Source organism: Roseobacter sp. MED193, assembly GCF_000152965.1.
Lineage (GTDB): Bacteria > Pseudomonadota > Alphaproteobacteria > Rhodobacterales > Rhodobacteraceae > Pseudophaeobacter.
Genome location: NZ_CH902583.1, coordinates 1602060 through 1616177, shown reverse-complemented (window position 1 = coordinate 1616177; position 14118 = coordinate 1602060). Strand labels below are relative to the sequence as shown.

General features: G+C 56.9%; 13 protein-coding genes. 7 read left to right on the top strand and 6 right to left on the bottom strand.

All coding sequences use genetic code 11. From position 1 onward, the window contains the following. The first annotated feature begins 50 nt into the window (after nt 1-50). Nucleotides 51-935 (top strand): DUF1989 domain-containing protein, encoded by an 885-nt coding sequence (locus MED193_RS10060; RefSeq protein WP_254655448.1) that lies wholly within the window; start codon nt 51-53, stop codon nt 933-935. A gap of 241 nt (nt 936-1176) precedes the next feature. Here the strand turns inward: MED193_RS10060 and deoD are convergent, their stop codons facing one another. From deoD to MED193_RS10040, 4 genes are all read right to left on the bottom strand, one after another. Continuing rightward, on the bottom strand, nt 1177-1881 hold the full coding sequence (deoD, locus tag MED193_RS10055) for a purine-nucleoside phosphorylase (protein ID WP_009809606.1): 705 nt from the start codon (nt 1879-1881) through the stop codon (nt 1177-1179). Nucleotides 1882-1901: 20 nt separating this feature from the next. Next, entirely contained in the window at nt 1902-2219 is a 318-nt protein-coding gene (locus MED193_RS10050; protein WP_009809605.1) for an H-NS family nucleoid-associated regulatory protein, read from the bottom strand. 132 nt (nt 2220-2351) lie between these two features. Further along, nucleotides 2352-4316 carry a protein meaA gene (locus tag MED193_RS10045; protein ID WP_009809604.1) on the bottom strand — a complete coding sequence of 655 codons (1965 nt, stop codon included), beginning with the start codon at nt 4314-4316 and terminating at the stop codon, nt 2352-2354. Nucleotides 4317-4512: 196 nt separating this feature from the next. Then, the gene (locus MED193_RS10040) at nt 4513-4845 is read right to left on the bottom strand and encodes a hypothetical protein (protein WP_157041325.1); all 333 of its coding nucleotides are present in this window, start codon (nt 4843-4845) and stop codon (nt 4513-4515) included. Nucleotides 4846-5021: 176 nt separating this feature from the next. Here MED193_RS10040 and MED193_RS10035 point away from each other — a divergent pair, with 176 nt between their 5' ends. The 6 genes from MED193_RS10035 (at nt 5022) to MED193_RS10010 (ending at nt 12153) form a co-directional block, all read left to right on the top strand. Continuing rightward, the gene (locus MED193_RS10035; RefSeq protein ID WP_009809602.1) at nt 5022-6524 is read left to right on the top strand and encodes a 1-acyl-sn-glycerol-3-phosphate acyltransferase; all 1503 of its coding nucleotides are present in this window, start codon (nt 5022-5024) and stop codon (nt 6522-6524) included. Nucleotides 6525-6634: 110 nt separating this feature from the next. After that, entirely contained in the window at nt 6635-7921 is a 1287-nt protein-coding gene (gene ccrA, locus MED193_RS10030) for a crotonyl-CoA carboxylase/reductase (protein ID WP_009809601.1), read from the top strand. 369 nt (nt 7922-8290) lie between these two features. Next, a complete protein-coding gene (locus MED193_RS10025; protein WP_039966813.1) occupies nt 8291-9010 on the top strand; it encodes an autoinducer binding domain-containing protein in 720 nt (239 codons plus the stop codon). A gap of 128 nt (nt 9011-9138) precedes the next feature. Continuing rightward, complete coding sequence (locus tag MED193_RS10020) at nt 9139-9780, top strand: acyl-homoserine-lactone synthase (protein ID WP_009809599.1); 642 nt, start codon at nt 9139-9141, stop codon at nt 9778-9780. An 85-nt stretch (nt 9781-9865) separates the two neighbouring features. After that, a complete protein-coding gene (locus MED193_RS10015) occupies nt 9866-11404 on the top strand; it encodes an ATP-dependent RecD-like DNA helicase (RefSeq protein ID WP_009809598.1) in 1539 nt (512 codons plus the stop codon). Continuing rightward, nucleotides 11401-12153: an SDR family oxidoreductase gene (locus MED193_RS10010; protein ID WP_009809597.1), complete on the top strand. Its 753-nt coding sequence runs from the start codon at nt 11401-11403 to the stop codon at nt 12151-12153. Before MED193_RS10015 ends, MED193_RS10010 begins: the two co-directional genes overlap by 4 nt. Nucleotides 12154-12256: 103 nt before the next feature. Here MED193_RS10010 and MED193_RS10005 read toward each other — a convergent pair whose 3' ends face one another. Both MED193_RS10005 and MED193_RS10000 read right to left on the bottom strand, forming a co-directional pair. Continuing rightward, nucleotides 12257-13042 carry a TIGR02186 family protein gene (locus MED193_RS10005; protein WP_009809596.1) on the bottom strand — a complete coding sequence of 262 codons (786 nt, stop codon included), beginning with the start codon at nt 13040-13042 and terminating at the stop codon, nt 12257-12259. Between the two features lie 2 nt (nt 13043-13044). Then, on the bottom strand, nt 13045-13965 hold the full coding sequence (locus MED193_RS10000) for a sulfite exporter TauE/SafE family protein (protein WP_009809595.1): 921 nt from the start codon (nt 13963-13965) through the stop codon (nt 13045-13047). Nucleotides 13966-14118 lie beyond the last annotated feature (153 nt).

Sequence of the window (14118 nt, the reverse complement as noted above, 5' to 3'; positions counted from 1 at the left end):
AAGGCATGCTGCGTGATCGGGCTTGCGCTGGCTTTGGGAAAAGGGCCTAGATGGACCAAATAATGGAAGGTTCATACATGGTTCAATTCACCCACCAGGCACCAGAGGATGCCGCGGCGCGCCGCGCCGTTAAACCAGTTATTTGCTATCCCAATACGACATTACCCGTCCCGGATCTTGCGCTGTACCGCGCTGCCCGAGCCGATGCCACAAAAACGGATGAGGTATTGGTCTCCGCCCGCGATGCGGCCTGTTTCGAAGTGCCTGCTGGGCATTTCTTTCGGATTACCTCGGTAGAGGGGCCGCAGGTGGGAGATTTGAACCTGTGGAACCGCGATGACCTGTCGGAGCGGTTCTATTCCGGCAAGACCCGCGCCCTGCATGGCACCCATATCAGCACAGGCGAGCGCATGTGGACGAGTTTTCCTGCCATGCGCCCTATGGCGACAATCCTTGAGGATAGTCTGGACTGGTACGGGATAGATGCGTTTGGGGGCTCGGTCCATGACGTGATCGGTACCCGCTGTGATCCCTATACAGGAAACTTGTTGGCAGGCAGCCAATACCATCATTGCTGTCATTCCAATCTGACCCGAGCGCTGGCCGATCACATGGGCGTTAGCCCTGCAGAGGCGGAACCCCATGTGCACGATGTGCTCAACGTCTTTATGTGTACCGGGTTCACCCGCGACACTGGGCAGTACTTCATGAAGCAAAGCCCGGTCCGTCCTGGTGATTTTCTCGAGTTCTTCGCCGAGATACCGCTGTTGGGCGCTTTGAGTGCCTGTCCGGGCGGGGACTGTTCGTCAGAACACTCCAGCGATACAGCGGCTTGCTATCCGCTGCTGGTTGAGGTTTTTGCACCGCTTGCCGGGGCGCTTGAGGGCTGGCAAAGCCCAGAGCTCAATGGCTACGATCAAAGCCACGGCGGGTAAGAGAGGACACGGAAAGAGGGGGCTCCCGCGCAGGGCTTGCCGCATCAATAGATGCGGCCCCCCCTTGGGCCCGGCAGCGCGTCGCCAAGGGCGACGCGCTGCGCCCTCGCAGAACGCAGGGCCTGGCGAGGGCAGAAATGAAAGGCACGGCGAGGGCAGAAATGAAAGGCACGGCGCAAAATGGGCGGCCTATGGGCCGCCCATTTGTTATCGGGTGCTAGGGATCTGTTGCCGTCGGGGGTTAGGCAAAGGCCGCCTCGAGCGCGATTTCAACCATGTCGCCAAAGCTACGTTCACGCTGGTCCGACGGCAGGGCCTCGCCGGTGCCAAGGTGGTCGGAGACCGTCAGTACAGCCAGCGCCCGGCACTGATAACGTGCGGCCAGGGTGTAGAGCTCTGCAGCTTCCATTTCGACGCCGAGAATGCCGTGCCGCACCATCTGTTCATTCAGATCAGGACGTTCATCGTAAAAGGTATCGGAGGAATAGATGCACCCCACATGGATGCCAATCTCGCGCGACTGTGCAGCCTGAACCGCCGCCTGCAAAAGGGACCAGTCCGCCGCAGGGGCAAAGTTTACTTCCTTAAAAATGCTGTGTGACGGAGAACTGAGGGTGGTTGCCGTCATCGCGAGAATAACATCGCGCAATTTGACCTGAGGCTGCATTCCACCGCATGACCCAATACGGATCAATGTCTTTGCACCGAAATCGCGGATCAATTCATTTGCGTAGATAGAAAGGGAGGGCATTCCCATGCCACTGCCCTGAATTGTCACTCGATGGCCATTCCAGCTCCCGGTATATCCCAGCATACCGCGTACTTCGTTTACCAGCTGGGCGTTTTGGAGAAAATTCTCTGCCGCCCATTTTGCCCTATAAGGGTCGCCGGGCATTAGAACAGTTTCTGCAATATCGCCCTGTTGAGCGCCGATATGAATGGTCATGGTTTTCTCCCGTTCTGGAATCAGATTTCCAGGTCAGAGATATCCATACCAGAGGTGATGGCGGAATGCACCCAATGCGGTTTACGCCCGCGGCCACTCCAGGTTTCCTCTGGATTGTTGGGATTACGGTACTTTGCGGCGGCTTTTTGCTTTTTACTGCTGGCCTTAGACTGACCTGCAATTTCATCCAGCGAGAAACCGTATTTGGCAGCGGCTTCTTCGGCAGCCTTAATGGCTTCCTTGCGCTCGCGCTGTTCGGCCTCTTTCAAGGCATCATCAATGCCGGCTTTAAGTTCCAGAAGCTCTTTTCGGGACATTTCCGAAAGATTAAGGCTCATATTGACACTCCAAAGTTCAGATATCGCACGCGAATTATTGCGTGATATGTCTTAATGCCAAATTCAATTGAGAATTCCAGCCAAATTTTCAATTTGGCTGGCTATTCTGGCAAATAGGCGTGCCGTGGCAATCTATGAGGGTTTTGATAGATTAATAATGTCCGCCATGATTGTGTTTAATTCAAAATCCTTTGGCGTATAAACACGGGCCACTCCCATTTGGCTTAGTTTTTCAGCGTCTTCATCGGGGATAATTCCGCCAACGACGACGGGAATATGGCCAAGCTCAGCCTCCTGCATGCGCTGCATCAAGTCTTCAACGAGCGGCAAATGGCTGCCCGACAAAATGGAGAGGCCAACAACATGTGCCTGGTCATCCTGTGCTTGGCTGACCAATTCTTCGGGGGTCATGCGAATACCGTCATAGGTGATGTCCATGCCACAATCGCGGGCGCGAAAAGCGATTTGCTCCGCCCCGTTCGAATGGCCGTCCAGACCGGGTTTGCCAACCACAAATTTCAGGCGCCGACCAAGCTGATCGGAGACGGCATTGACGGCCTCACGCAGGTCGTCCAAGCCTTCCGTCTTGTTGGAGGGAGAGCCGGAAACGCCGGTAGGCCCACGATAGGTCCCATGCACTTTGCGCATCTCTTCGGCCCATTCCCCAGTTGTGACGCCTGCCTTCGCGGCTTTGATGGAGGGCTCCATGATATTGCGGCCGTCCCGCGCTGCGGCGCGGAGATCTGCTAGGGCCTCGGCCACCGCGCCCGCATCACGCGATGCGCGCCAGGCATTCAGACGGGAGATCTGTTCTTGCTCGACCGCGGGGTCGACAACCATGATGCCGCCATCTTCAGTTTGCAGAGGCGAGGCCTCGCCCTCCGTCCAGCGGTTCACACCGACGACAACGGTCTCGTTGCGTTCAATGCGGTTCAGCCGTTCGGCGTTGGAATCCACCAAACGTGATTTCATATATTCGATTGAGGCAACCGCGCCTCCCATGCATTGCAGGTTTGCAAGCTCGGCGCGGGCACCTTCTTTCAAGGCTTCGACCTTTCTGTCCACCGCCGGGTTGCCTTCAAACAGGTCTTCATACTCCAAAAGGTCTGTCTCGTAGGCCAGGATCTGCTGCATCCGCATCGACCACTGTTGATCCCAGGGGCGGGGCAGACCTAAGGCTTCGTTCCAGGCCGGCAGCTGTACCGCGCGGGCACGGGCCTTTTTCGACAGGGTCACCGCCAGCATTTCGATCAGGATGCGGTAGACATTGTTTTCAGGCTGCTGTTCCGTCAGCCCCAGAGAGTTCACCTGCACCCCATAGCGGAAGCGGCGGAACTTGGGGTCTTCGACGCCATAACGATCGCGGCAGATCTCATCCCAGAGATCGACAAAGGCGCGCATCTTGCACATCTCGGTGACAAAACGGATGCCTGCATTCACGAAGAAGGAGATCCGGCCCACCAGGGCGGGGAAATCCTCGGGCGCGATGCGCGGCTTCAGCTCATCCAGAACCGCCTGGGCCGTGGCCAAGGCAAAGGCCAATTCCTGCTCCGGCGTCGCGCCGGCCTCTTGCAGGTGGTAGGAGCAGACGTTCATCGGGTTCCATTTGGGGACGTTCGTATAGCAGTACTCAGCAACATCCGCGATCATCTTGAGGCTGGGCTTGGGCGGGCAGATATAGGTGCCACGGCTCAGGTATTCCTTGATCAGATCATTTTGCACCGTGCCCTGTAGCTTGGAAACATCTGCGCCCTGTTCCTCAGCGGCCGCAATATAGAGCGACAGCAGCCAGGGCGCTGTGGCATTGATCGTCATCGAGGTGTTCATCTGCTCTAGCGGAATTTGATCGAACAGGCTGCGCATATCGCCAAGGTGACCAATGGGGACGCCGACCTTGCCGACCTCGCCACGCGCCAACACATGGTCACTATCATACCCGGTCTGAGTGGGGAGATCGAAGGCAACAGAAAGGCCTGTTTGTCCCTTGGCAAGATTAGATCGGTAAAGCGCGTTCGAGGCCTTGGCAGTGGAGTGACCGGCATAGGTCCGGATCAGCCAGGGACGATCAGTTTTGCGGTCATTCTGCATCTGCGACATGGAGAGCCTCGCGTTAGTTGGTCGGTAATTATATTTCGTCAGCGGGATCTAGACTGCAATTTTCGACCAATGTCAATTCGCTGCGTTGCGGCAATACCCCTGTCCCAACAAAAAAGCATGTCCCTGCTTAGGCAAAGACATGCTTTTCGACGGTACGTCATAGGGCGGAGGCACAAAGCTTGGGCCCGGTTGTGGGTTAGTTATAGGTATATGTGCCGATTTTGCAGACGTTGATCCCCTGTGCGACCAATACGTCGTCATCGTCAAAGATGGCCTTGAAATCGAATTTGCAGTAACCAGTTCCATCGTCAAAATCGATGCGCACAGATTGTCCGGGGCGCAACACATCGCGTCCAAGAATGTCCTCTTCCCAGGAATCGGTCCCTTTGTTGGACCCATAGAATTCCATGATGGTGTAATTTGTATTGTTCACGATGGTCACACGCCGGTCCAGCGCGGCTGCGGGCAGAGCAACGGCCGTGGATAAGATCGCAGCAAAAGCGGTTGTTAAAATAGTTCTACGGTTCATGACGGTCATTTCCCTCTTGTAGTGTGTTCTTTGGCTCTTTGACCCTTGGCGTGCACCATGGTGACGTTAGCCTATCACAAAGAGGTGATGTCGCTATAAGGGTTTTGAAAAAGTGAAATCTGTTGCTCTGTCGCAGGCTTCTTTTCCCTGCGCTGTATTCCTTGTAGGCTTTGCCCATGACGCGTAGTGTTGAGCTTCCGCTTTGGCTATTGGTGCTGATCCTGCTGTTTGCGGCAGTGACCTTTGCCTCGCATTTTCTTTTCCCATCGGTGCGCTGGTTCTTCCGCCGCCGGTTTGAGCGCGCCGTCGCACGGCTGAACAAACGCCTAGAGCGACCGATTGAGCCGTTCAAGCTGACCCGTCGCTATGACATGATCCAACGCTTGATCTATGATCCAGAGGTTGCGCGGGCGATCGCCCGCTATGCTGCGGCAGAAGGTATTCCTGAAAATGTCGCCTTTGAGCAGGCGCGCCGCTACGCCCGTGAGATCGTGCCAGCCTTTTCAGCCTTCGCCTACTTTGGCTTTGCCATTCGTGCTGCACGCTGGCTTTCAAACGCTATTTACCGTGTGCGGCTTGGCTATCAGGACCAGGCCGCCCTGCGCCAGCTTGATCCCAATGCAACGCTTGTCTTTGTGATGAATCACCGTTCCAATATGGACTATGTGCTAGTGACCTATCTGGCGGCGCGTCGTTCGGCCTTGTCTTATGCGGTGGGGGAATGGGCGCGGGTCTGGCCGTTGTCTCGGCTGATCCGGGCCATGGGCGCCTATTTCATAAGGCGAAAGTCCCGTAACGACCTCTACCGTCGCGTGTTGTCCGCCTATATGCGTCTGGCGACCCAGGGCGGCGCGGTTCAGGCCATGTTTCCAGAAGGTGGATTAAGCCTGGATGGTGCTTTGGCCGAGCCAAAACTTGGCTTGCTGAAGTACATCGTTGAGGCGGGACACACCTCTGGTGCGGACCCACAGGAGCGCGATGTCGTCTTTGTTCCGGTGGCCTTGAACTATGACTGGGTGCTGGAAGACAGGATCCTGACATCGGCTGCCCGCGCCGGGGAACGGCGGTTTAAGGCCCGAATCGGTGTCATTATGGCGCGTATCCTGCGCCAGTTCTGGTTGTGGCTGACCAGACGGTATCATCGATTTGGTTATGCTGCTGTCAACTTTGGCCGCCCTCTAAGCCTGCGTGACTTTGCGGCAATGCGCCTCAAAAAGAGTGATAGGGAACCGCGCCCTGAGGGGGAGGGTGGTGCGGCACAGGAGATATCCGTTGATCTGACAGCGGATCTAGCCGCCGAACTGTTGGCTCGGATTGGCTCGGCTGTTCCGGTTCTCCCAGTGCCGCTGGCGGCTTGGCTATTGCTGCGTCACGGGGGGATGCGGACTGAAGCACTGCAACATCACATGGAGGCGCTGCAAAAGCGGATGGCCCCGATTGTTGTGCATCATCACAGCGCCAGTTTGCGGACCTCCGCAGAGGAGGCAAAGCGCATTCTGCTGATGCGTGGGATGGTGGTAGAGCAAAATGGCATCTTGGTGCCGGTGCGGGCGAAACAGGATCTGCTGCGCTACTATGCTAATTCCATTGCACATCTGGTTCCAGAAGGGCCGTTGGGCCTCGGATTGGCGGAGAATGCTGCACTTGCATCCGATCTTTCTGCATCCGCAAGGTCATAAAATTACAAAATGACCCCAAGAGGGGTTGCAATATTACCTTGCTGTTTTTATTCCTCAGGGAGCAGCCGCGATTCTGCATCGCAGCAAGACCGTTTAAAGAGGAGGCCACCATGGCTTTGGACACACAAACCGGACCGCTGTCTTATGAGGCTCCCGAAAAGGACCTGTATGAGGTCGGTGAAATGCCCCCCATGGGCTATGTTCCCAAGAAAATGTACGCATGGACCATTCGCAAAGAGCGCCATGGTGAGCCTGACAGCGCAATGCTGCAGGAAGTGGTCGACGTCCCTGAGCTGGACAGCCACGATGTTCTGGTTTTGGTGATGGCCGCTGGCGTTAACTACAATGGCGTTTGGGCCTCGCTGGGGAAGCCGATCTCTCCTTTTGACGGGCATAAAGCCCCCTACCACATCGCTGGGTCCGATGCCTCTGGTATCGTTTGGGCGGTTGGTGACAAGGTCAAGCGCTGGAAAATCGGCGATGAGGTTGTCATTCACTGCAACCAGGATGACGGCGACGACGAGGAATGCAACGGTGGCGACCCGATGTATTCTCCCAGCCAGCGGATCTGGGGCTATGAGACACCTGATGGGTCCTTTGCCCAGTTCACCAATGTTCAGGCCCAGCAGCTGATGCCGCGCCCCAAGCACCTGACCTGGGAAGAGGCCGCCTGCTACACGCTCACACTGGCGACCGCCTACCGGATGCTGTTTGGCCACGAGCCGCATGATCTGAAGCCTGGTCAGAACGTCCTGGTCTGGGGTGCTTCGGGTGGTCTTGGCTCTTACGCAATCCAGCTGATCAACACTGCGGGCGCCAATGCCATCGGGGTGATCTCAGACGAGAGCAAGCGTGATTTCGTTATGGGGCTGGGTGCCAAGGGCGTGTTGAACCGCAAGGATTTCAACTGCTGGGGGCAGATGCCAACAGTGAATACCCCCGAATATGCGGCCTGGTTCAAAGAAGCGCGTAAGTTTGGCGCGGCCATCTGGGAAATCACCGGTAAGGGCAACAATGTCGACATGGTGTTTGAACACCCCGGCGAGGCGACCTTCCCTGTTTCGACCTTCGTTTGTAAAAAGGGCGGCATGGTTGTGATCTGTGCTGGCACCTCCGGCTTTAACCTGACCTTCGACGTGCGCTACATGTGGATGCACCAGAAGCGTTTGCAGGGCTCGCACTTTGCCCACCTGAAGCAGGCTGCGGCTGCGAACAAGCTGATGGTTGAGCGTCGTCTGGACCCCTGCATGTCCGAAGTCTTTTCTTGGGCGGATCTGCCGGATGCGCATATGAAGATGCTGCGAAACGAGCATAAGCCTGGCAATATGTCGGTTCTGGTTCAGGCGCCCAAAACTGGGCTGCGCACTCTCGAAGAAGTTCTTGAGGCGGGTAGCTAATCCATCTGTCTGGGTGAATAGCCCACAAGATTAAAAGATCCGGGCGCCGCCCTCCTATTGTACAGGGGGGCGGCGCCTGCTTTTTGAGTGCGCCCGGATCTGCCGATAACATTCAATCTGAACGCGCAGTGTTTGGTCTGCGCCTGTTGCCGCTCTGTGGTGCCCCAGAAGAGTCGGAATAGACAGATTTTCTGTGGGGATAGGACACGAGTGCCAGGATATTGTCTGTGTCATCAATGATTTCGTTGACCTGAGGCACCTTCGTACAGCAAAAGAGACACCATAGGAGGGGGAGTGGTCCCGCGCTGCCTGTGAGGGCGCGTGAATTTGGGTGATTTGCTTCCAGAAATTGATTGGCAAGTGAATCGAATGGCGACCAAAGCAGAATTGGACAAGATACTGACGGCATTAGATGCCACGCAGACCCTAGAGGGGCTGCAAAGTATCATTGAGTGTATCTGCAAGGTCTTTGCCATTGACCACGCCATGTACCATTGGGTCGATAGTGCGGGTGACCACTATTACTTTGGTACCTACTCAGAGGCTTGGACCCAGCAGTACCAAGAAAAGAACTACACGCGGATCGATCCGGTTGTTATCGGGTGTTACCAGCGTTTTCACCCGGTGGATTGGCGGCGTCTTGATTGGTCAAGCAAGCCTGCGCGCGAGTTCTTTGACGCAGCGATGGAGCATGGGGTTGGCAATCAGGGGTATTCTATTCCTATTCGCGGCCCCAATGGTCAGTTTGCCCTCTTCTCGGTTAGCCATCATTGCGACGATGCCGCCTGGGATAAGTTCTGCGACCAGAACAGCAGGGATCTGATCCTCATTGGTCACTATTTTAACCGGAAGGCTTTGGAGTTTGAACCTGACCGTGCGCCTGAACAGGCGCAGCCGCTGTCGCCGCGCGAACTGGATGCTCTGACGCTACTGGGCATTGGTTATAGCCGGGCACAGGTGGCACAAACCCTATCGATTTCCGAGCACACCCTAAGGGTCTATATCGAGAGCGCGCGTTTCAAGCTGGGTGCGCTCAATACCACCCATGCGATCGCCCGTGCGGTGAGCTGTGGTCTGATCATTATCTAGCGCCTAATTTCAAATACTTGCACTTAGCGGCGTAAACGATTCCCTCTTAGCGGTCCCATGAGACTTGGGGGGACTCGCTTTGTGAGCGTAGGCTTCCCCTGTATTTCTAGCAAAAGGGGACTAATGAAATGCTTCGTTATATCTACGCTCGTGACTTGAACGCTCATGCAGATCTGGCGCATTCGATGTTTGTGGATCGTGCCGATCAGTTCCAAACCCGGCTGGGCTGGGATGTGCATGTGGATTCCCGAGGGGAGGAGCGGGATCAGTATGACGCGCTAAATCCGCTCTATGTGATCTGGGAAATGCCTGATGGCAGACATGGGGGCTCGATGCGGTTCTTGCCGACAACGGGGCCGGTGATGGTAAATGATGTCTTTGACAACCTGACGGGCGGTAACCCGATCTGTAGCCCGTTGATCTGGGAATGTACCCGTTTCTGCCTGTCGCGCGAGGGCGGTGGCAATGTAGCCGGGGCGCTTACGTTGGCAGGGTTGGAGATCATGCGCAATCTTTCCATACCGCATTTTGCAGGGGTGTTCGACCGTCGGATGGTGCGGATCTACCGCAGCCTTGGCTTCAGCCCTGAGATTATCAAATCGGCGGGCGTGGGGCGCGATCGGATCAGCCTGGGTCTGTGGGAATATGATGCTCAGGCCTACCAGCGGGTGGCACAACGCGCGCAAATCACGCCGGAAATTTCCCAGCTGTGGTTTGACCGCTCCTTTGGCAGCACCTCCAGGGATGCTCCGATGCGCCTGACCGCATGATTGTGGCCCTGGGATGACCAATGAAGATCAGCAGAAGGGGTCGGTTGCGCTGGCGTCGCCGACCCCACCGGGATAGGGTCGCGCCATGACAGATATGACCATTCAATTCTCTGATGACCAGGCCGTTGCCTTTGACAGTGTCTCTGCTTTGTTGCGCCAGGCCGGCGTCGATATGGAGGATGGTCTGCTACAGCCCCCCATGGGGGAGGCCGGTGTTATGGCAGTGATCGGCAAGGCGGGATCCGGCAAGACACTGTTGCTGGCTGAACTGTATAAAACGCTTGAGAGGGCCGGGGTCGAGGTGGTTTCCGGCGATTATGAAAGCCGCAAAAAGACCGGGCGGCGGAGCCTTGCTATCCTCGCGCCAACCAATAAGGCGGCCAGCGTATTGCGGCTGCGCGGAGTCCCAGCCACCACTATTCACCGCATCCTTTATACCCCTGTCTATGACCCGGAATATGAGCGTATAGCCGAATGGCTGGCGGGCAATGGCGAACAGCCCGAGATTGAGGGCCTGACCGAAGAGGCTTTGGCGCGGGCGGCGGCTTTCTACGAGAAAAACAAATCTATTCCTGGCGCGCTTGCCGCAGCGGGCCTGCGGGGATCTGATTTCATTACGGGGTGGAAACGGCGCGAAGATCCATTGGATATCGGCTTTGTTGATGAGGCCTCCATGCTGGATGATCGCCAATTCGAGGATCTGAAAGAGATCTTCCCCAATCTGGTGCTCTTTGGCGACCCTGCACAGTTGGCACCAGTCAACCAATCGGGGTCAATGGTGTTTGAAACCCTACCAAAACCACGCCAATTGGTGTTGCATCGGGTGCACCGGCAGGAGGCAGATAACCCGATCTTGGATCTGGCCCATGCGTTGGCGGATCCAGAACTGGGGTTTGAAGATTTTGAACGGATGATCGAGGAGACGGCGCGCCGGGATGAACGCGTGGTTTGGGGGCAACGGGTCGAGGTAGACCTGATGGCGCGCAGCCCGGTTCTTGTCTGGCGCAATGCCACCCGTATCCGGCTGATTAATGCCTTTCGCATGGTGCATGGTGCGCCCGAGGATGCCCTGGTCGAGGGCGAGCCCTTGATCTGTGACGGGTTGGAACTGCCGCTGAAACATCGCAAAAAGCGTCTCGACCTTGAGGCGCGCGGGCTGATCAAGGGGGCGCAGGTGGTCTATCTGGGGCCGGGGCGCAAGCCGGGATTTTCACGGTTGCATGTCATGGGGGCCGAAGATCCGCAGGTCTCGGCGGCCTCGATCGTGAAAATCGAAAAGCCAGATGAGGAAGAACCCTTCATCCCCTATGCCGCCCGTATGGGGGCGACCTTTTTGCACGGGGCGGCGGTGACGATCCACAAGGCCCAGGGCTCTCAGTGGGATACGACCCAGGTCTTTGCGCCTGATATTTACGCAGCGGCCCGCATGGGGCGGGTAGAGGCTGGGCAGCCATTGTGGAAGCGTCTGGCCTATGTCGCTATCACCCGCGCCCAAGAACGGCTGATCTGGGTGGTGCGCAATCGCTTGGCCAAACCCACGGGTCCTTTGCGAGTGGATGATCTGAAGGCAGCCCCTGCGGCAGCACTGACACTGGAAATGCAAGAGGAGGCACCGCTGTTATGAACAGTTTCGGGCGTGCAAAAACCATTCTGATCACGGGTGCGAGCTCTGGCATCGGCCGGGCTGTGGCCGCGCTTTGCCTGGCGGAGGGCTGGCAGGTTGGTCTGTTGGCGCGTCGTCAGGACGCTTTGGAGCAGGTGGCGCTGGGCCACGCAAATGCAACCGTTCTTCCCGCAGACGTCACTGATGCCAACGCTGTGGATCACGCGGTGAATCAGTTTGTCATGGCCACAGGCCGCCTGGATGTGCTGTTCAACAATGCTGGTATCTTTACCCCGGCAGGCACCATTGATGAGATCTCACTTGAGGATTGGTATCAATCGGTCAGTGTGAACCTCAACGGTATGTTTTTGGCTGCCCGGGCGAGCTTTCGCCAGATGCGTCGCCAGAGTCCGCAGGGCGGACGTATCATTAACAATGGCTCTATCGCCGCCCATGTACCTCGGCCAGGATCCGCGCCCTATTCTGCGACTAAATCCGCCATCACGGGGTTGACTCGTAGCCTGTCCCTGGATGGGCGCCCGTTTGATATCGCCTGTGGCCAAATTGATATCGGCAATGCGGAAACACCGATGGTTGCTGATCTGAAAGCCCGACAGGCTGACACTGCGCCTGAGGAGGCTCCGATGCCGAGTTTTGCAGTGGAAGATGCGGCCAAGTCGGTTCTGCATATGGCGGAGCTGCCGCCAGAGGCCAATGTTCAGTTTATGACAGTGATGGCGACCAAGATGCCCTATATCGGGCGGGGTTGATTTTACAGCGGGGCGGGCCCGGCGCCGCGCTGGCGCGCGGTCGCAAAGCGGCCCTTGAGTCCGGTTCAAACCGAGGCCGTTCTTAACGGACGGGGATAACTCGCTATTGGCGCAACAGGCGGAAGGCGGCAGAGGCGCCCCAGCCGGCGACAACGGCGATGGCCAGCGACATCAGCCCATAGAGGAAGGGCTGTTCGCGCGACATACTGTAGAGAAACCTTTCCAGACCAACTTTGCGTACGTCGATGTCGGTCTCAAAACTTGAGACAACCTGACCTGAGCGGGTGAGGAAGATCCGAGCAGTGTACTGACCTTCGGTCAAATCGGATGGCATGTCGATGGCGCTGCGAAACAGGGTTTGCTGGTCCACGGCCACGGTGTTTTCACGTAGGGAATAAAGTCCCTCATCTTCGCGAATACGCACAACCGCATCGGCGAAATCCTGAGCATTTTCGATATTCATCGCAGCCCCGACTGAGCGAATGGCGCGCGTGATCGAAACCCGGTAGCGCAGATCCTCGGTGTCTGAGATCACCTCTTGAAAGGGCGCGCTTGTGGCGATGGCATAGAAGCTAGGCGCGGAGTCCACGATGACGCTGTCAGCATTGACCCAAATCCCCAGCTTTTTTTCCTTGCGCCGAACGGTCACGGGGGAACTGGGTCCCGATACGGCAACGATGACCTGAAGCGGTGGGCCCTTGGGAATGGGAGTTTCGCGCTTGACCGCGCCAAAGATCAGGATCTCTGAGCCGTCAAAGTCCGCGGTGATGGCCACGCGATCCTGGCTGAGGCCCAGAACGACTTCCTCTTCAAGGGCCTGAGCTGAGGGGGCAAGACCGAGCAGAGTAATGATGGCCAGCGAGCTAGCGAGACGTGCAAAGCGGATCATCGTCAGTGCCCTCCCGCAGCGCCGAGGGAGTAAAGCTCATCAGGCATCAATAACAGATCCAGCCCTAGTTTGGCGCAGACCAGCATCACCATCAGTGCCAGCAGGATGCGCAGCTGTTCAGCCTTGAGATAGACGCCGATCCGGGTGCCGATCTGAGCCCCAATGACGCCACCCACCAGCAATAGGACGGCCAGGACGATATCCACAGTGTAGTTGGTGGTGGCATGCAGCATGGTGGTAAAGGCAGTAACAAGAATGATCTGGAACAGCGAGGTGCCAACAACCACTTTGGTTGGCATGCCCAGGATGTAGATCATCGCGGGCACCATGATAAAGCCGCCACCGACCCCCATGATTGCGGCCAGAATACCAACGGCAACACCAACCATGATTGGCGGGATGACTGAGATATAAAGCCCAGATGTGCGAAAGCGCATCTTAAAGGGCAGGGCATGCACCCAACCGCGCTGTCGTCGGGGAGCGGGGCCGCTTCCTGCGCGTTTGGATTTGAAGATGGCATTGAGGCTCTCGATGAACATCAAGGTGCCAACAATGCCCAAAAACACCACGTAGCAAAGGGTAACCAACAGATCCACTTGGCCGAGGCTTTTGAGGTAGTTGAACACCACCACACCGAGGCCAGCACCGATCAGGCCTCCGACCTGCAAAACTACCCCCATCTTGATGTCGACTGTGCGCCTTCGGAAATGTGCCAGAACGCCGGAAAAGGACGAGGCGACAATTTGGTTGGCCTCGGTCGCAACGGCGACCACCGGCGGAATGCCGATAAAGAACAACAAAGGCGTCATAAGGAAGCCGCCTCCAACCCCGAACATGCCGGACAAAATCCCGACAATCCCTCCGAGGCCCAACAGGAGGAAGGCATTGACCGAGACTTCGGCGATGGGGAGATATACTTGCATAATTCCGTTAGAGCGCAGCGCTGCAAGAAAATCAACTCACTATGCCGCTCTGCAGCAGGCAGGACTGATTTGTCAGAAAAAACTGGACTTATCCTGCCGCCCGAACAGAGAGGTCCAGGCCGCAAAAAAGTCCGCACCTCCAGGAGGTGCGGA